This is a genomic window from Streptomyces sp. NPDC048718 (genome assembly GCF_043198875.1).
Lineage (GTDB): Bacteria > Actinomycetota > Actinomycetes > Streptomycetales > Streptomycetaceae > Streptomyces.
Map to the genome: position 1 here is coordinate 419532 of NZ_JBICVG010000002.1, position 16479 is coordinate 436010.

Consider the following 16479-nt stretch of genomic DNA (forward strand, 5'->3'; position numbering starts at 1 on the left):
TCCCCGCGGCCGGGCGCGGTCGGGGCCCCCCCCCCCCGCGCGCCGCGCCCCCCCCCCCCCCCCCCCCCCCCCCCCCCCCCCCCCCACCCCCGGGGCGTCGGCGGCACCCGGCCGGCAGGACTGGACCGCAAGGCCCGCGCGGCCCCGGGTCGCCGCCGTTACCCGCCGTGCGATTGCCGACCAGGGGCGTGTCGCCGCGAGTTGCGGCGGTGTCACCACTGGTTCACGCTGGAACCACCTCACCGAGGATGTCACGGCGGGGACGCTGTGTGCCGGCGCCCATCGCCCTGCTCCCCATCGCATGACAGATCCGAATCGCCGTCTTCCGAATCTCCGTCTACCGGACCTACTTCGGGGAGTCGCAGCCGTGATCAGCGAGCCCAGCAGGTATTGCACGGTGGAGCTCCAGGCCCTGCCGTCGCGGATCGGTCAGGTCCGCAGAATCGTTTCCGCTCATCTGCGCCACTGGCAGCTCGACGCCCTGATCGACCATGCGTCGCTCGGTGTCACCGAGCTGCTGACGAACGTCCACCGGCACGCGCTGCCGGACAAACGCTGCACCGTCGAGGTCGCACTCCTGCTCGACCATCTCACCATCTCCGTACGCGACAATGATCCGCGCCTGCCGGGGCTGGGCGAACTCACGTCCCGCGAGGCCGAGTTCGCGACCTCCGGGCGCGGCCTCGCCATCATCGAGGCGCTGAGCGAGAGCTGGGGTGCCCGGCCGTACGACGCGGGCAAGGTCGTCTGGTTCACACTCCAGGCCCCGCCCTCTCCGGTCGCCCTCGCGCCGCACGCGCATTCCGTCCAAGGTGCCACCACCGACGGGCCGTTCACCGCCGGCCAGGCCCTGGACACCGTCCCGTTCCTCACGGCGGACGAGCCTTTGGACGCGGTGACGGTCCGGTCGGCACTGGCCCACTGAGCCGGAGGCGGGCACGCGGCGACGCCGGGCGGAGCCCGCCGCCTCCGGGCCGGGGCCCCCGGGAAGGTGGGGCTGGAGCACTCCACCGGCCCCGTGAACGCCGGGGCGCACGGCCGGCCCCGGACGGCGCGCCGCGTGGCCCGTGCGCAGTCCGTACGCACGGGCCACGCGTACGGCCTCGGGCGCGGTGGTCACACCCGCCTCTCCCCTCCCCCGGTCAGCCGGCCGAACTGCTCCTCCAGGACGGCCAGTCGCCGCCCGTACTCGTCCTCGTCGATCTCTCCCGCGGCGAAGCGGCGGCCGAGCACGGCGATCGGCGACCGCTCGTCGACGCGCGCGGCGCCCGGGCCTCCGAAGCCGCCCCAGCCGCCGAGACCGCGAGGGTGACGCCCGCCGAACCGGCGCAGCGCGGTAACCACGGTGACGATCAACGCCACCCCGACGAACGACAGGAAGGGGATCCACGGGCCGGGGCACGCGAAGGCCAGGGTGTTCATGTCGGTCAGCTCCTCGGCGGGTTTCCCGTCTGCCCTGATGGTTCGAGACTGCCGCGCACCCGGCCGGCAGTCGTCGTACTGCCGGCACCTTCGCGCGTACCCCCGCGGGAGTAGCCGGGTGCCCGGCGCCTGCTCCTCGACTCTGTACCTACTGGTATGTACAGTCGCCGCATGAGCGTGAGCGCGTCCGAGCGATTGATCGAGGCCACCCGCGAGCTGCTGTGGGAGCGGGGGTACGTCGGCACCAGCCCGAAGGCGATCCAGCAGGCGGCGGGCGCCGGCCAGGGCAGCATGTACCACCACTTCACCGGCAAGCCCGATCTCGCCCTCTCCGCGATCCGGCGCACCGCCGGGGAACTGCGGGCGGCGGCCGAGACGGTGCTCGGCGGGGAGGGCTCCGCGTACGCCCGGATCGAGGCGTATCTGCTGCGTGAACGCGATGTGCTGCGCGGCTGCCCGGTCGGCCGGCTGACGACGGACCCCGAGGTCATGACGAGCGAGACGCTGCGCGCGCCGGTCGACGAGACGCTGGACTGGCTGCGCGGCCGGCTCGCCGGAATCGTCCAGGAGGGCCTGGACAGCGGGGAGTTCACCGCCCCGCTTGACGCGCGGGAGACCGCCGCCGCGATCGTCGCGACCGCTCAGGGCGGCTACGTCCTGGCCCGCGCCGCCGGATCCCCGGACGCCTTCGACACCGCCGTACGCGGGCTGCTCACGCTGCTGTCCCGCCGTACCGTCCGCTGACTCTGACTCTGACTCTGCCCCTGCCCACCGACCCCAGGAGCCCGTCCCGTGCACGCCATGCAGTACGACATCACGCTTCCCGCGGACTACGACATGGGCATCGTCCGCACCCGGGTCGCGACCCGGGGCCATCTGCTCGACGACTTCCCCGGGCTCGGCCTCAAGGCGTATCTGATGCGCGAGCGGGCGGACGGCTCGCCGGTGAACCAGTACGCCCCGTTCTATCTGTGGGCCGATCCCGCCGGGATGAACGCCTTCCTGTGGGGGCCGGGGTTCCAGGGCATCGTGGACGACTTCGGGCGGCCCGTCGTCCAGCACTGGACGGTGCTCGCGTACGACGAGGGGCCGGCGACCGCGTCGGCGCCGCGCGCCGCGACCCGCCGGCGACTCCCGTTGCCCGCGGGCCTCGCCCCGGCCGACGCGATCGCGGCGGAGCTGGAGCGGCACACCGAACGGGCGTCGGGAGACGGGGTGGTGGCGACCGCGCTGGCCGTGGACCCGCGCCACTGGGAACTGCTCGTCCTCACCCTGTGGGACGCTCCCTCCGCCGATGCCCCGCACAGCCCTGACATCGACCGGTTCCAGGTGCTGCACCTGTCGGCGCCCGGGCGGGCCGGACTCAAAGCCGGGCGCGCCTGGTGAGTCGTGCCGGGTGAGCGACGCCGGGGTGGTGCGGGCCGGGCCGACCGGCGCGCGCGCCGCCGCCTGATGCGAGGGGCGGCCGGCGGAGGACGACAGCCGACCTGACCGGTCGGCGGACGCGCTCAGCGGACGTGGGCGGCGATGGTCCGGGCGCACTCCAGGGACTCGGTGTGGGTGCTGTCCACCTCGATGTCGTAGACGACACCCCGGTGGACGAGGTCCGCCTGGCTCTCGGCCATGCCCGTGACCCGGTCCCCGCGGGCGCGCTCCCGGCCCGCCGCGACCTCGCCGTCGCACCGGACCCCGACCCAGAGCACGTCGAGGCCGTCGAGGGCCGCCCGCCAGCGCTCCTGGGAGGCTGCGCCGCCGAGGAACACGTCGTCGACGACGATGCGGGCACCGGCTCGGGCCATGGCCACGATCCCGGCCGTCCAGGCCGCCTCCAGGGCCCGGAACTCGGGGCCCACCTCGATGCCGCCGTCGGCCGCGAACGCGATCCCGCCCTCGCCCTCCCCGTTCCGCAGCGCGGCGGGCAGCGCGTCGACGAAGGAGTCGACACCGAACGTCAGCCAGGGGTCGGGGAGTACGGCCTGAAGGCACCGGACGATGCCGGACTTGCCGGAGCTGGAACCGCCGTTGAGGATGATCATCTGGGTCGTCACGCCGCCACCGTAGAACGGATCCCGCCACCAGGCGACCGTATTCGGCGGCCGAGCGGGTACGGCCCCGGGCGGGGCGGAGCCGGTCCGGGGCGAAGCCGGTCCGGGGCCGGCTTCAAGACGGGGTGCGGGTGCCGGGCCGGGGCCAGGTCCGGGGGCTGCCCCGGCCCCGGGGCCGCTCAGTCGACCGGGATCAGGGTCAGGTAGGCGATGCCGAGGATCCCCCGGTATCCGAGCCAGGCCGAGCGCTGGCGGTCGACCCGCTCGCGGGTCCCGGCGGCGAGCGGGTGGCCGGGGTGGGCCGCGAGCCAGACTTCGGTGGCGTGGCGGTAGCCGGACTCGAACTCCTCCCATTCCTCCCTCGTCACCGTCTCGACCCAGGCAGGGCGGAAGCCCGCCTCGATCGCCAGCCCCACCAGGCCGTCGAGGGGCAGGTGGTCGCCGGCCTTGGCACCGGGCCACATACGGGCGAGTTCGGCGTCGGTCGGTACACGCTCCCAAAAGCCCTCGCCGAGCAGCACGCGTCCGCCGGGGCGTACCAGGCGGCGCAGTTCGCGCAGGGCCGCGGCCGGGTCGGGCTGGTCGGGGTCGAGCAGGGCGTGGCTGGAGCCGACGCACAGGACGGTGTCGGCGGGCGGCCGGGTGGTGCCGTGTCCGGATTCCTCGGCGAACTCGACGCGTTCGGCGAGCCCCCGCTCGGCGGCGAGGCGGCGGCCGTGGGCGAGATCGTCGGCGTTGATGTCGATGCCGACGCCCTTGGCGCCGGGCGTGGCGGCGAGCAGACGCAGCATCAGCTCGCCCCAGCCGCAGCCTATATCGAGGACTGCGCCGGGTCCGGGCGCGGCGAGGCGGTCGACGAGCCGGGCGGCGCGGGCCTCGGAGAGCGGGCCGTGGAAGGTGAGTCCGGCGCCGAGGCGCGGAGGTGCGGTGTCGGAGGGGTCGATGCCGGTGTCGGAGGTCCGAGTGGTGATCTTGGTCAGGTCGCTCATGGGCCGGACCCTAGTCGCCGCGCACCGGCCCGCCCAACGCATTTAGGGGGTCGTCGAGGACCGGCTGCCAGGCGAGTTCGGCGGCGCCGACCAGGCTGTTGTGGTCGAGTGTGCAGGGCAGGATCGGTACGCCGCCGCTGCGGCCCCACAGGCTCCGGTCGGCGACGACGGCGCGCAGCCGGTCGGGGGCGGCGGCGAGGAGTTCGCCGTGGAGGCCGCCGAGAATGATCCGGTCGGGGTTGAGGATGTTCACCAGGCCGGCCAGGCCGAGACCGAGCCGGTCGATCAACTCTTCGATGGCGGCCCGCACTTGGGTGTCGCCAGGGTGATCGCGCAGCAGGTCGCGGGACTGCTGGAGGAGCGAGACCTCGGGGCCGGGGGCCCGGCCCGCGGCGGTGAGGAAGGCGAGCGGATCGGCCTCCACGTCGAGGCAGCCGCGCGCGCCGCAGTGACAGGGCCGGCCCTCCGGGTTGACGGTGAGATGACCGACTTCAAGGGCGAGTCCCGAACTCCCCGTGTGCAGACGGCCGTCGAGGACCAGCGCGCCGCCGACCCCGCGGTGGCCGGTGGCCACGCAGAGCAGATCCCGGGCGCCCCGGCCGGCGCCGTGCCGGTGTTCGGCGAGAGCGGCGAGGTTGACATCGTTGCCGGTGAAGGCGGGGCCGTCGATGCCGGCGGCCCGTACCCGCTCGGCGAAGATCTCGCCCACCGGCGCGCCGGCCGGCCAGGCGAGATGGAGCGGGTTGAGCGCGGTCCCCTCGGGCTCGGCCACCGCGGAGGGCGCGGCGAGCGCCGCGCCGACACAGCGGCGCCCGGAGGCGCGCAGCAGCTCGGCGCCGGCGTCGACCACGGCGCCGAGGACCTGGGCGGGGTCGGCGGAGACGGTGACACAACCGGGGGCGGTGGCGACGATCGTGCCGCCGAGGGAGACCAGCGCGGCCCGGAACCCGTCGGCGTGGACCTGGGCGGCGAGCGCCACCGGCCCGTCCTCGGCGACCGAGAGGCGGTGGGAGGGGCGGCCCTGGGAACCGGCGGCGGCCCCCGGCTTGGAGTCGACGCGGATAAGGCCGAGTGCCTCCAGTTCGGCGGCGACGGCTCCGGCGGTGGCCCGGGTGACGCCCAGCTCGGCGGTCAGCACGGCACGCGTGGGCGCCCGCCCCGTGTGTACCAGCTCCAGCGCGGGTCCGAGCGCGCCGCGCCCCCTGTCCAGCCGTGTGCGGGTCGTCGTCGCCTTGCCGTTCATGCTGGCGAGTCTCCCACGCCTGTCCGCCCCGACGGCCCCGCCCACGGCCCTGGCCCCGCTTCGGCCCTGGGCACGGCCCGGCGGCGGGGCGGGAAAGGCGGGGAAAGCTCCGGGCAGGGCCCACCCTGCCCGCAAGGCCCCCGGTCCGATGCCGCTCGGCGACGCGTCCGCTCTCCGGCGCCGGCTCGCCGATGCCCGGTATCCCGGCCGCCCGGCCTCCCGCGCGCGGGCGGATCAAACCGGCGACACCGGGCCCGTACCCGGCCATACTCCGGTGCATGGACACCATGAGCACCCTGAGCATCGACACCCACATCGACGCACTCGACGCGGCGGGCACGGCGCTCGTCGAGGCCGCCGCGGCGGCCGGGCCCGACGCGGAGGTCACCACCTGTGCGGACTGGCAGGTTCGTGACCTGCTGCGCCATATGACGAAGGTCCACCGCTGGGCGGCCGCCACGGTGGCCGGGGGTCTCACCTCGCCCCACCGGCCCGGCGAGGACACGGAGCTCGACGGCGACGATCTCGTCGCCTACGTCCGGGAGGGCCACGCCCACCTGGTGGACGTCCTGCGCAAGGCGCCGGCGGACCTGGAGTGCTGGACGTTCGCGCCCGCACCGTCGCCGCTCGCGTTCTGGGCGCGGCGGCAGGCACACGAGACGATCGTGCACCGGGCCGACGCCGCCTCGGCGCTGGGTCCGCTGCACGCGCCGGACCTCGTGACCCCGGAGCTCGCCACCGACGGCATCGACGAGCTGCTGTCCGTCTTCCACTCCCACGACCGCAGCCGGGTGCGCGTGGATCAGCCGCGCACCCTGCGGGTCCGTGCCACGGACACCGGCGGCGTGCGGACCGTACGACTGTCGGAGCGGGCCCCGCGTATCGAGGCGTCCGCCGACGGGCCGGCCGACTGCGAGATGAGCGGGCCCGCCGACCGGCTCTACCTGATGCTGTGGAACCGGCTTCCGCAGGAGGCCGTGACCGTCTCCGGCGACGCGTCACTGGCCCGGCTGTGGCGGGACAAGTCGGCACTCTGACGGTCCTGTTGTCGCCGCGGGGCCGGTAGAGCGCGCACCGACCACCGGGCGTCAGCCGAGCCAGCCGGGGCGCACCAGGCCCGACTCGTAGGCAGGACGACGAGTTGGGCCCGGTCCCGGGCGCCGAGCTTCACGGCCCTGTTCTCGTAATAGCTGCCGCCGAGTGGCGTGTAGCGCTGAGTGACTACTTGGGGCCGTGGTTGCGCTGCTGGAGGGCGGCAAAGTCGGCGTGTGCCGCTGCGACGGCTTCCGGATACGCCTGGGTCTTCTCGTGCTCGGCGAGTGCCCGGTAGATGCTCGACAGGCTGGGGTTCTGACCCTTCCGGCGGCCGGTGGGGATGAGTGGCTGAATGGCTTCGACGGCCTCGCCCTTTGCGCGGCGGCGGAGCACGGTGTGCGGCATGTCGTCGGTGATGACGGGAGGCCGGCCGCCGTGCTTGCCTTTTCGGGAGGCGACATCGAGTCCTTCGAGGGTGGCCTCGCGGATGTTCTCGCGCTCGGTCTCCGCCATCGCGGCGAAGAAGCCGAACAGCAGGCGGCCGGGTCCGGTGGGGTCGTAGATGCCTGCCAGGGGCCCGGCGAGCATCTCCAGCACCAGGCCGTGGGCGGTGAGGTGGTCGGCGAGGGCGGTCAGCTCGGCGGCGTCGCGTCCCAGGCGTCTCATCTCGTGCACGGTGAAGATCACCCGGCAGTGCGGGGTGTGGACCTTGATCTCGCGGGCGGCGGTGAGTGCGGCTTCGAACCGCGGGCGGACTCGTACCCGGGTGCTGATCTTCTCGGAGAAGAGTTTGTCCCGGGGGATGTTCTTGGCGGCGAGTGCGTCGAGCTGCGACTGGAGTTCTTGGGTGAGGCTGGAGCATCTCGCGTATCCGATGCGGATGTCCGCGCTCGGGGTGCCGGGGTCGGCTGGTGCCGGGATGGGGGTTCCGGGCCGCCAGGGCTGCGAGCGAACCGCGGATGCGCTGCTCGATCTGGTCGCGGATCGGCCGGACCGCGTCGAGGCCTTACCCGGCCGGGTCGTCCAGTTTCCGGTTGAGGTGTCAATGCCGACCTCCGCCATCGCCTGCACGGCCGCCGGTTCACAGCGTCAGCCGGCGTGGAACCGGCGGAGCGGACCTCGACCTGCCCCCGCGGAGAGGTGCGCGAAGGACAGGGCGGTGGGGGCGAAGCTGATCGTGCGTGGTTGTCGTGTCCGCAGGCGTATGGGTCCCGGGCCGTCGTGGACCCTGCGCCCGTCGACCGCCGATTCACGGCTGGTGAACGTCAGGCTGCTTGCGAAGTGGAACGGCTGCCGTCAGATCGCGGCTGGGTAGCGAGGGCGCCGGCTTCGACGACGCTGCACATGTCGGTGTGGTGGGTGCGAAGGAGGGTGAGCCCGGCCTGTTCGCAGAGAGCGGCGAACTCGGTTTCGGTGCGCTGGCGACCGCTGCAGTTGGCGAGCATGGATAGGTCGAGAAGCCGTTTGCTGAGGGCGTGTTGTCCGTCCGGCGGAAGGATGGCTTCGGCCATCAGAACGCGGCCGTGCGCGGGGGCGGCGTCGCGGCAGTGGCTGAGGATACGTGTGGCATCGGGATCGTCCCAATTGTGGATCACGCTCGAGAGGAGATAGGCATCGCCTCCGCGGGGAACGCCGGTGAGGAAGTCGCCGCCGACAACGCGGCAGCGGTCGGCGACCCCTGCCTGCTCCAGTACAGGCGCTGCATGTGCGACGACTTCCGGCTTGTCGTAGAGGATCGCGTCGAGGCGGGGGCGGGCGGCGAGGATCGCAGCGAGGAGCCGGCCCTGTCCGCCTCCGACGTCTACGAGGGTGCTGTGGGCGGAGAAGTCGTAGGTGGTGGCGACGGCGACGGTGATCTGGGCGGAGATGTCGGTCATGCCTGCGTTGAAGAGGGCTTGAACATCGGGGTTTTCGTGCAGGTAGTCCCAAGCCGGCTTGCCGTTCGCCATTGAGAAGACGGCATTGCCGGAGCGGACGGCTTCGGCCAGATAGGCGGTTGACCCGCGTTCGGCCGGGCTGCCGATCCACCGGGCGAAGCCCCGCATGGAGGTGCCGCTGTCGCTGCGCAGGGTGCGGCCCAGAGGAGTCAGGGAGAAATAGCCAGGGGTGTGTACGCGGAAGAGGCCGATGTCGGTACCCGTCGCAAGGAGCCGGTGCAGGCAGTCGGCGTCGACCCCCGCCTCCTTCGCGAGGTCGCGGGCGGGCCGGGGTGTCTCGGACATCACGTCCGCCACACCGAGCTCGGCGATGGCCCCGATGGCTGCCGACAGCCAGCTGCCGGTGATCAGTTCGAACATGCGGGCGGTGGTGGCATGTGAGGCCATCGGGCTGTCCTTCAGTGTCGGCCGTCGTTCGGATGGGTGAGGCAGCCGGAAAACAGCATGCGGAAAGATACGCACTGTTATATTAACAATACACAGAGTGAAGGAGGGATGGCTGGAGGTGGGTGCCCGCGACTTTTGAGACGCGTCTTGCCCACCCGCACCATCTGAGGCAGGAGACGCTGCTGACGCTTCGTACCCGGCATGCCGTGCGGGACTACCTTCCGCAGACGGTCAGCGCGAACCCCAACCGGGGCCGACCGCCAGGGCAGCCCGTCGCCCGGTTCCGACGCGGCCCATCCGCCACGGTCCCGTCGCCACGGTCGGCGCCCGAACGGCGGTCCTCCACAGCCCGGGCCCGGGGCGCGGGTCGACTGTTCGTCCATACGGCCGCGCTGGACGCGCCCACCGCGCGACGGCGTCCGCCGGGCGGTGTGGTCACCCGTACTTCCCGCGGAGTACGGGGCGGGCCGCAGCGGGAAGGGGCGAGGGCGGACGCGGTCGGCGGTACGGAGCCGGCGCCTCGGCCCGGACTGCTCGTTCGGCCGGGGCGAGGCAGGGGCCATGGAGCGGGACGTCTCGGTCGCGCGGGCGGCAGACCGAAGAGCGGGGGCAAGCCGTACAGCGGACGGAGCGGAAAGGCCGTTCCCTGTGGGTTCGCGCCTGCGTACGGCCTCGCCCCGGTCACTCCGTGTTCCGGCTCACCGCCGCCCGGGACGGGTGAGGGCGGTACGGACCCCGTCCGCACCGCCCTCACACACACTCACTCAATACACTCACCGGCTTGCCTCACCCGCCGGCCCCCGGGTTCCCCGGTCGTCCGGCCACTCGGGACCGGATTCAGGAAACGCCGGGCTCCGGCGACTCGCCTTCCCCGCCCGGTGCCGTCGCGGGCTTCCCCGTCCGGGGCGCGTCCGTGGCCGCCGCCGGATCCGGGACGTCCGACGTCCCCGACACCTCCGGCGCTCCCTCGGTCCCCGCCGCCGAGGCGTCGTCACGGTCGCCATCGCCGCCGCCGCGCGGCGTGACGCCCCGCCCCGCCGGGCCCACGCCCACCGAGGTGTCGATGCGGCGGTCGAGGAGTTCCATCACGCGGTGCGCCATGCCGCCGCCGCGCACCAGCCCGGCCAGCGTGGCCGTACCGCGCGTGATGTCCGCGAACGCCCGCCACGCGGGCCGCAGCGTGGTGATCGCCGCATGCAGCATCCCCGGACGGCGCTCGAACACGGCGAGCATCCGCCGCCCGACCGCCATCTCCACGCCGAGTCCGGCCTTGATGGCGAAGGCGTAGTTCAGTGCCTGCCGGCGCGCGTCCACCGCGTCGCCCGACTCGGCTATCCGGACGGCCCACTCGCCCGCGAGCCGCCCGGAGCGCAGGGCGAACGAGATGCCCTCGCGGGTCCACGGCTCCAGCAGACCGGCCGCGTCACCGCACACCAGCACCCGGCCGCGGGAGAGCGGCGAGTCGTCCGTGCGGCAGCGGGTCAGGTGACCGGAGGAGAGGGCCGGTTCGAAGCCGGCGAGCCCGAGCCGGCCGATGAAGTCCTCCAGGTACCGCTTGGTGGCGGCGCCCTCGCCGCGCGCCGAGATGACACCGACGGTCAGCGTGTCGCCCTTGGGGAACACCCATCCGTAACTGCCCGGCAGTGGCCCCCAGTCGATGAGGGCGCGACCCTTCCAGTCCTCCGCCACCGACGCCGGCACCGGGATCTCGGCCTCCAGGCCGAGGTCGACCTGACCGAGCTTGACGCCGACGTGGGCGCCTATCCGGCCGGCGCTGCCGTCGGCGCCGACGACGGCGCGGGCGAGGACGGTCTCGCCGTCGCCGAGGACCACGGCGACGGTACGGCGGTCGGGGACGGCCGGGCCGTGCTGCTCGACCCGGTTGACGGTGACCCCGGTGCGCAGCTCGGCGCCCGCCTTCTGGGCGTGTTCGACCAGGCGGGCGTCGAACTCGGGCCGGTTGACCAGGCCGAAGAGCATGCGGCGGGAGCGCCGGGTGCGCGGGAATCGGCCGTCCAGCTGGAAGGTGACGGCGTGCACGCGGTCGCTCAGCGGCAGCTCGAAGCCGGGCGGCAGGGCGTCACGCGAGGGGCCGATGATGCCGCCGCCGCAGGTCTTGTAGCGGGGCAGTTCGGCCTTCTCCAGGAGCAGGACCTTACGGCCGGCGACGGCCGCCGCGTAGGCCGCCGACGCTCCGGCGGGTCCCGCGCCGACCACTACCACGTCCCACACCGGCGCTGGGCCCTCAGGGCCCTTCCCCGCTCCGGCCGCTCCGGCCGCTGCCGCTCCGGCGTCTGCGTTCTCGCTGCTCACGATGTGCTTCTGCTCCTGATCAGACCGGTGTTTTCTGCTGTGGACGCATCCTACGGCTCGGTAGGGAAGCCGGGCCGCCCCGCCCCGCGCCGGGATTCGACCGTAGGATCGTTCCTGCGTTCGCCGGGTCCACCGACACACCCGGCCTCACCACCGACAACGTCGCACCCACCAGGAGCGTGCCCATGACCGCCAATCCGATCGCCGAGACCGTCGCGTCGCTGATGCCCGCCGCCAAGGCGGAGCTGACCGAGCTGGTGGCGTTCCAGTCGGTGGCGGACGAGGCCGTCGCCCCGCGCAGCGAGTGCGAGGGTGCCGCCAACTGGGTGGCGGACGCGCTGCGGGCCGAGGGCTTCGAGGACGTGGCGCTGCTCGACACCCCGGACGGCACGCAGTCGGTGTACGGCGTGCTGCCCGGCCCGGCCGGTGCCCCGACCGTCCTGCTGTACGCGCACTACGACGTGCAGCCGATGCTGACCGAGTCGGAGTGGCTGACCCCGCCGTTCCAGCTGACCGAGCGCGAGGACGGCCGCTGGTACGGGCGCGGGACCGCCGACTGCAAGGGCGGCTTCATCATGCACCTGCTGGCGCTGCGCGCCCTGAAGGCCAACGGCGGGGTGCCGGTCACCGTCAAGGTGATCGTGGAGGGCTCGGAGGAGCAGGGCACGGGCGGCCTGGAGCGGTACGCGGAGGCGCACCCCGAGCTGCTGACGGCGGACGCGATCGTCATCGGCGACGCGGGCAACTTCCGGGTGGGCCTGCCGACGGTGACGGCGACCCTGCGCGGCATGACGATGGTCCGGGTCACGATCGACACGCTCCAGGGCAATCTGCACTCGGGCCAGTTCGGCGGTGCCGCTCCGGACGCGCTGGCGGCCCTGATCCGGGTGCTGGACTCGCTGCGCGCCGAGGACGGTTCGACCACCGTCGACGGACTGGCGGCGGACGCGGAGTGGGACGGCCTGCAGTACCCGGAGGCCGACTTCCGCAAGGACGCGAAGGTGCTGGACGGGGTGGAGCTGACGGGCAGCGGTACGGTCGCCGACCGGATCTGGGCGCGTCCGGCCGTGACGGTCATCGGCATCGACGCACACTCGGTGGCGGGCGCGACGCCGTCGATCCCGTCGACCGCGCGGGCCCAGATCAGCCTGCGGGTGCCGCCCGGCCAGGACGCGGCGAAGGCGACGGAGCTGCTGTTCGCGCACATCGAGAAGCACACGCCGTGGAACGCGCGGGTCTCGGTCGAGCAGGTCGGCCAGGGCCAGGCGTTCCAGGCGGATGTCTCCAGCCCGGCGTACACGTCGATGGCCGAGGCCATGCGGGTCGCGTACCCGGACGAGGAGATGCAGGCGGCCGGCATGGGCGGCTCGATCCCGCTCTGCAACACGCTGGCGGCGCTGTACCCGGAGGCGGAGATCCTGCTGATCGGCCTGAGCGAGCCGGAGGCGCAGATCCACGCGGTGAACGAGTCGGTGTCCCCGCAGGAGCTGGAGCGTCTGTCGGTGGCGGAGGCGCACTTCCTGGTGAACTACGCACGCTCGAAGCAGGCCTGAGCGCGGGCCGACCCGAGCGGGGCACCCGGCCGGGCGGCCGGGTGCCCCGCTTCACGCTCTGGGCGGAACTCGCCCAGAGCGTAGGGCCGTTCGGGGCGGACGGAGGCCGAGTACGGTCGCGAGTATGGACCTTGTAACGCTTGGCCCCCGACTGCGTCTGCTCCGTTTCCCCGTCGGCCAGGCGTATCTGTGGCGCGACGGGGAGGATTCGACCCTGATCGACGCGGGATGGGCCGGTTCGGCGGCCTCGGTCGAGGCGACGCTGCGCGGCGCCGGCCTCGATCCGTACCGGCTGCGGCGGATCGTCCTCACCCACTGCCACCGCGATCACGTGGGCGCGGCCGGGGAGTTGGCGGACCGCTTCGGCGCCGAGATCCTGGCGCACGCCCTGGACGCCCCGGTGGTCCGGGGCGAACTCCCGGTTCCCGAGCCTGACTTGCTGGACTGGGAGATCCCTCTGTACGAGCACGGGCTCACGACTCCCGTCGCGCCGCCGACCCGGGTGGACCGCGAGCTCGCCGACGGCGACGTACTGGACTTCGGCGACGGCGCGATGATCGTGCACACCCCTGGCCACACGCCCGGCTCGATCGCGGTCCATCTGCCGCGCCACGGCGTGCTGTTCGCGGGTGACACGGTGGCGTCGGTGCCGGACGTGATGTTCGGGGTTTTCCACGCGGACCGCGCCGACGCCCTCGCCTCGATGAGCCGGCTCGCCGCGCTGCGTCCATCGGTCCTGTGCTGCGGCCACGGCGAACCGGTGACGACGGACACGGCGGAGCGGCTCGCACGAGCGGCGGCCCACGCGGCGGGCCCGGGGCCAGGGCCCATGGCGGACTGAGGTCCCGCGGGCCCAGGGTCGGCGTGGCGGGCCGGGGGTTCTCCAGCGGCCCGCCGCCGGGCACGGCGGGCTGCCGTGGCCTCGCACACCGTGCCGGCGCGCACCGTGCCCTCGCGTCCGGGCGGGCTCAGCCCAGCGGGACGCCCGCCTCCAGGTTGAGCACGGTGCCGCGTTCGCGGGCACGCAGGGCCCAGCGGAGGCGGTCGTAGCGGACCGGGGGAAGCAGACCGGCGGCCTCTGCCTCGGTGACGAAGCGCCAGCCGCGCAGCTCGGTACCGGGCAGCCGGAGGCGGCCGGCTTCGGCGGCGGTCAGCAGCCCGCCGTCGAAGAGCAGGCGCAGACCGCCGTAGCCGGGAGGCTGAGGGCGTTCCCAGTCGACAAGGAGCAGCCGGGGTACGGCGTCGAGCCGGAGCCCGATCTCCTCTGCGACCTCCCGGATGCCCGCGCGCGCGGGCGACTCGCCTGGTTCGACGATCCCTCCGGGGAACTCCCAGCCGGGTTTGTAGGTGGGGTCGACCAGCAGGACGCGGTCGTGCTCGTCGAAGAGCAGGACACCGGCGGCCAGGGTCTCGCCGGCCGGTTCGGGGGTCTGCACGATGCCGCAGGGCGGGGCGTGACCGGCGCTGACGGCGTCGGCGATGGCGCGGGCGGTCTCGGCCGGGGTGAGCGCGGAGTTGTCGACGGGGTACGCGTCGGCGGCGAGCCAGCCGCCGAGCGCCTCCCGGAACGGGGCTATGTGGTCCAGACACCAGCGGCGCACCCGGGCGGCGGCCTCCGCCTCGGCCGTCCCGCCTTCGTCCGGGCCCTCCCACGCTCCCGGCCCGTGTCCGGAACCGGCTGCGGAACCGGCCGCGGACCCCACGCCGGACACGGCTCCCGCCCCGGACACGGACACGGCGACGCGGTCGCCGTCGGCGGTCACGGTTTCGGGACCGGCCGTGGCCTCGCGGGCGGCCCGCTGGTCGATCCGCCCGCGCAGGATCGTTTCGTCCGGAGTCAGGACGACATGTCTGACCTGGATCCGGCGGGCGGCGAGGGCGCCGAAGATCTCGTCCCGGTACTCCTGGCGGATCAGGGTCATCGGGACCACGAGGACACCGCCCAGTTCGGCGAGGAGCGCGGCCGCGGTGTCCACGACGAGCCGGCGCCAGATGGGAAGGTCCTGGAAGTCGGAGACCTCCGCGAGACGCTTGCGCGGGAGTAGCAGACGCATCGTGCCCCCGGTCAGCTCCGGGTCGTACAGCGTGCTGTTCGGGATCAGATCGACCAGCTCGCGCGCGGTGCCGGTCTTCCCCGCACCGAACGTACCGTTGATCCAGACGATCACGATTCCCCCTCCTCGGTAGGCCCCAGTGGACTGGCCGCACCACCCTCCCACGGAAACGCCGGGGGCGGGCGGGGCGAACCGGCGCACGCCCGGCGCGCGTTCGCGCCCGGGGCCCCGGCGCCGGGTACGGGGGCGGGCCCGCCTCGTACCGGAGGGTGCCTCAGTCCCGCGCGGAATCGCCCGCCACGCGACCCGCGCCGCGGCTCGCTCCGTCCACCGTCGCCCCGCCGGCCGCACCGCCCGGCACGGCGTCCGTGGCGGTGTCCGTCATCGCGTCCGCCGCCGCGGCCGCGGCACCCAGCAGCCCGGCGTCGGTGCCGGTCAGGGCGGGGACGACGGTGAGGTCGCGGATGAAGGAGAGCGTGGCGTACGTGCACAGGGCGCGACGCAGGGGTGCGAACAGGACCTCGCCCGCGCCCGCCACTCCCCCGCCGACGACCGCGATGTCGATCTCGACGAGCGAGGCGGTCGCGGCGATCCCGGCCGCGAGCGCCTGCGCGGCGCGTTCGAAGGAGGCAACGGCCACCGGGTCGCCGGCATGGGCGGCCGCAGCCACCGCGGCGGCGGTGGTGTCTCCGTCGGGCCCCGGACGCCAGCCGCCGTCCAGGGCACGGCGGGCGATGTACGGGCCGCTGGCGATGCGTTCGACGCAGCCTCGGCCGCCGCAGGCGCACGGATCCCCGTCCAGGTCCACGACGATGTGGCCGATGTGACCGGCGTTGCCGGTGGGGCCCGTGTGGAGGCGCCCGCCCAGGACGAGGCCGCCGCCGACGCCGGTGGAGACGACAAGGCAGAGGGCGTTGTCGTAGCCGCGCGCGGCGCCCTGCCAGTGCTCGGCGGCCGTCATGGCGACACCGTCGCCGACCAGGGTGACGGGAAGTCCGCCGGTGGCCTCGCGGACCCGCTCGACCAACGGGAAGTCGCGCCAGCCGGGCACGTTGATCGGGCTGACGGTGCCGGTGGAGGCGTCGACGGGACCGGCGCTGCCGATGCCGACGGCCACCGCCGACGCCCACAGCGGGGAGGCTTCGAGCTCGGCGAGGACCTCCTCCACCGCCCGCATCACCGTCTCGCCCGGCTCGCGGGCGGGGGTGGGCCGCTGGGCGCGTACCCGGATCCGGCCGTCGGCGCCGACGAGAGCCCCGGCGATCTTGGTGCCACCGAAGTCCAGGGCGGCGACGAGGTCAGTACGCATGAGTGAGCGGGTCTCCGGGTGACGGCGGGTGTGCGGGGCGGGGCCAGTCTCCCCGTCTTCTGACAACGTTGTCCAGGGCCTATGCTCGACGGCAACGCGATCGAGACCCGTCCGGCACAGCCCTCACCACCAGCACGACCCGCACGCCCCTCACTCGCAACAGCACCGACGCCCCCGACACCACCGACACGA

Annotated in this window: 15 protein-coding genes; 6 read left to right on the forward strand and 9 right to left on the reverse strand. The window is 73.9% G+C overall.

The genetic code is table 11. The features are described 5' to 3' along the window. The first annotated feature begins 367 nt into the window (after positions 1–367). Positions 368–925: an ATP-binding protein gene (locus ACGFRB_RS04840; RefSeq protein WP_393239035.1), complete on the forward strand. Its 558-nt coding sequence runs from the start codon at positions 368–370 to the stop codon at positions 923–925. Between the two features lie 191 nt (positions 926–1116). Here the strand turns inward: ACGFRB_RS04840 and ACGFRB_RS04845 are convergent, their stop codons facing one another. Further along, positions 1117–1422, reverse strand: a complete 306-nt coding sequence (locus ACGFRB_RS04845; RefSeq protein ID WP_393239038.1) for an SHOCT domain-containing protein — start codon at positions 1420–1422, stop codon at positions 1117–1119. Positions 1423–1578: 156 nt separating this feature from the next. Here ACGFRB_RS04845 and ACGFRB_RS04850 point away from each other — a divergent pair, with 156 nt between their 5' ends. Together ACGFRB_RS04850 and ACGFRB_RS04855 are read left to right on the forward strand one after the other, a co-directional pair. Then, complete coding sequence (locus ACGFRB_RS04850) at positions 1579–2166, forward strand: TetR/AcrR family transcriptional regulator (RefSeq protein WP_393239041.1); 588 nt, start codon at positions 1579–1581, stop codon at positions 2164–2166. Positions 2167–2214: 48 nt separating this feature from the next. Continuing rightward, positions 2215–2808 (forward strand): DUF4865 family protein, encoded by a 594-nt coding sequence (locus ACGFRB_RS04855; protein ID WP_393239044.1) that lies wholly within the window; start codon positions 2215–2217, stop codon positions 2806–2808. Positions 2809–2930: 122 nt separating this feature from the next. Here the strand turns inward: ACGFRB_RS04855 and cpt are convergent, their stop codons facing one another. The 3 genes from cpt to ACGFRB_RS04870 form a co-directional block, all read right to left on the reverse strand. Beyond that, positions 2931–3458, reverse strand: coding sequence for a chloramphenicol phosphotransferase CPT (gene cpt / locus ACGFRB_RS04860; protein ID WP_393239448.1), 528 nt, complete (start codon positions 3456–3458; stop codon positions 2931–2933). A 188-nt stretch (positions 3459–3646) separates the two neighbouring features. After that, positions 3647–4456 carry an SAM-dependent methyltransferase gene (locus ACGFRB_RS04865; RefSeq protein WP_393239047.1) on the reverse strand — a complete coding sequence of 270 codons (810 nt, stop codon included), beginning with the start codon at positions 4454–4456 and terminating at the stop codon, positions 3647–3649. Between the two features lie 10 nt (positions 4457–4466). Beyond that, positions 4467–5699, reverse strand: a complete 1233-nt coding sequence (locus ACGFRB_RS04870; protein ID WP_393239050.1) for an ROK family protein — start codon at positions 5697–5699, stop codon at positions 4467–4469. Between the two features lie 287 nt (positions 5700–5986). Between ACGFRB_RS04870 and ACGFRB_RS04875 the strand changes: the two genes are divergently transcribed. Then, positions 5987–6736: a maleylpyruvate isomerase family mycothiol-dependent enzyme gene (locus ACGFRB_RS04875; protein WP_393239451.1), complete on the forward strand. Its 750-nt coding sequence runs from the start codon at positions 5987–5989 to the stop codon at positions 6734–6736. Between the two features lie 184 nt (positions 6737–6920). On the opposite strand, the gene ACGFRB_RS04880 is transcribed toward ACGFRB_RS04875, so the two are convergent. The 3 genes from ACGFRB_RS04880 to ACGFRB_RS04890 all read right to left on the reverse strand — a co-directional run bounded on the left by ACGFRB_RS04880 (position 6921) and on the right by ACGFRB_RS04890 (position 11290). Next, positions 6921–7796, reverse strand: coding sequence for a recombinase family protein (locus ACGFRB_RS04880; RefSeq protein WP_393239454.1), 876 nt, complete (start codon positions 7794–7796; stop codon positions 6921–6923). Between the two features lie 203 nt (positions 7797–7999). Beyond that, complete coding sequence (locus ACGFRB_RS04885; protein WP_393239053.1) at positions 8000–9031, reverse strand: methyltransferase; 1032 nt, start codon at positions 9029–9031, stop codon at positions 8000–8002. 864 nt (positions 9032–9895) lie between these two features. After that, positions 9896–11290 carry a geranylgeranyl reductase family protein gene (locus ACGFRB_RS04890; protein WP_393239457.1) on the reverse strand — a complete coding sequence of 465 codons (1395 nt, stop codon included), beginning with the start codon at positions 11288–11290 and terminating at the stop codon, positions 9896–9898. A gap of 266 nt (positions 11291–11556) precedes the next feature. Between ACGFRB_RS04890 and ACGFRB_RS04895 the strand changes: the two genes are divergently transcribed. After that, the gene (locus tag ACGFRB_RS04895) at positions 11557–12924 is read left to right on the forward strand and encodes a dipeptidase (RefSeq protein ID WP_393239056.1); all 1368 of its coding nucleotides are present in this window, start codon (positions 11557–11559) and stop codon (positions 12922–12924) included. Between the two features lie 124 nt (positions 12925–13048). Further along, positions 13049–13765: an MBL fold metallo-hydrolase gene (locus ACGFRB_RS04900; protein ID WP_393239059.1), complete on the forward strand. Its 717-nt coding sequence runs from the start codon at positions 13049–13051 to the stop codon at positions 13763–13765. A 127-nt stretch (positions 13766–13892) separates the two neighbouring features. On the opposite strand, the gene ACGFRB_RS04905 is transcribed toward ACGFRB_RS04900, so the two are convergent. Both ACGFRB_RS04905 and ACGFRB_RS04910 read right to left on the reverse strand, forming a co-directional pair. Continuing rightward, positions 13893–15092 (reverse strand): NUDIX domain-containing protein, encoded by a 1200-nt coding sequence (locus ACGFRB_RS04905; RefSeq protein ID WP_393239062.1) that lies wholly within the window; start codon positions 15090–15092, stop codon positions 13893–13895. Positions 15093–15252: 160 nt separating this feature from the next. Next, positions 15253–16287: an ROK family protein gene (locus ACGFRB_RS04910; protein WP_393239065.1), complete on the reverse strand. Its 1035-nt coding sequence runs from the start codon at positions 16285–16287 to the stop codon at positions 15253–15255. Positions 16288–16479: the final 192 nt, after the last annotated feature.

Bases quoted from the DNA above. Each gene is read 5' to 3' on its own strand.
- cpt (WP_393239448.1), bottom strand. From the start codon at position 3,458: ATGATCATCCTCAACGGCGGTTCCAGCTCCGGCAAGTCCGGCATCGTC.
- ACGFRB_RS04850 (WP_393239041.1), top strand. From the start codon at position 1,579: ATGTACAGTCGCCGCATGAGCGTGAGCGCGTCCGAGCGATTGATCGAG.
- ACGFRB_RS04885 (WP_393239053.1), bottom strand. From the start codon at position 9,031: ATGTTCGAACTGATCACCGGCAGCTGGCTGTCGGCAGCCATCGGGGCC.
- ACGFRB_RS04910 (WP_393239065.1), bottom strand. From the start codon at position 16,287: ATGCGTACTGACCTCGTCGCCGCCCTGGACTTCGGTGGCACCAAGATC.
- ACGFRB_RS04865 (WP_393239047.1), bottom strand. From the start codon at position 4,456: ATGAGCGACCTGACCAAGATCACCACTCGGACCTCCGACACCGGCATC.
- ACGFRB_RS04875 (WP_393239451.1), top strand. From the start codon at position 5,987: ATGAGCACCCTGAGCATCGACACCCACATCGACGCACTCGACGCGGCG.
- ACGFRB_RS04845 (WP_393239038.1), bottom strand. From the start codon at position 1,422: ATGAACACCCTGGCCTTCGCGTGCCCCGGCCCGTGGATCCCCTTCCTG.
- ACGFRB_RS04900 (WP_393239059.1), top strand. From the start codon at position 13,049: ATGGACCTTGTAACGCTTGGCCCCCGACTGCGTCTGCTCCGTTTCCCC.
- ACGFRB_RS04895 (WP_393239056.1), top strand. From the start codon at position 11,557: ATGACCGCCAATCCGATCGCCGAGACCGTCGCGTCGCTGATGCCCGCC.
- ACGFRB_RS04870 (WP_393239050.1), bottom strand. From the start codon at position 5,699: ATGAACGGCAAGGCGACGACGACCCGCACACGGCTGGACAGGGGGCGC.
- ACGFRB_RS04880 (WP_393239454.1), bottom strand. From the start codon at position 7,796: ATGGCGGAGGTCGGCATTGACACCTCAACCGGAAACTGGACGACCCGG.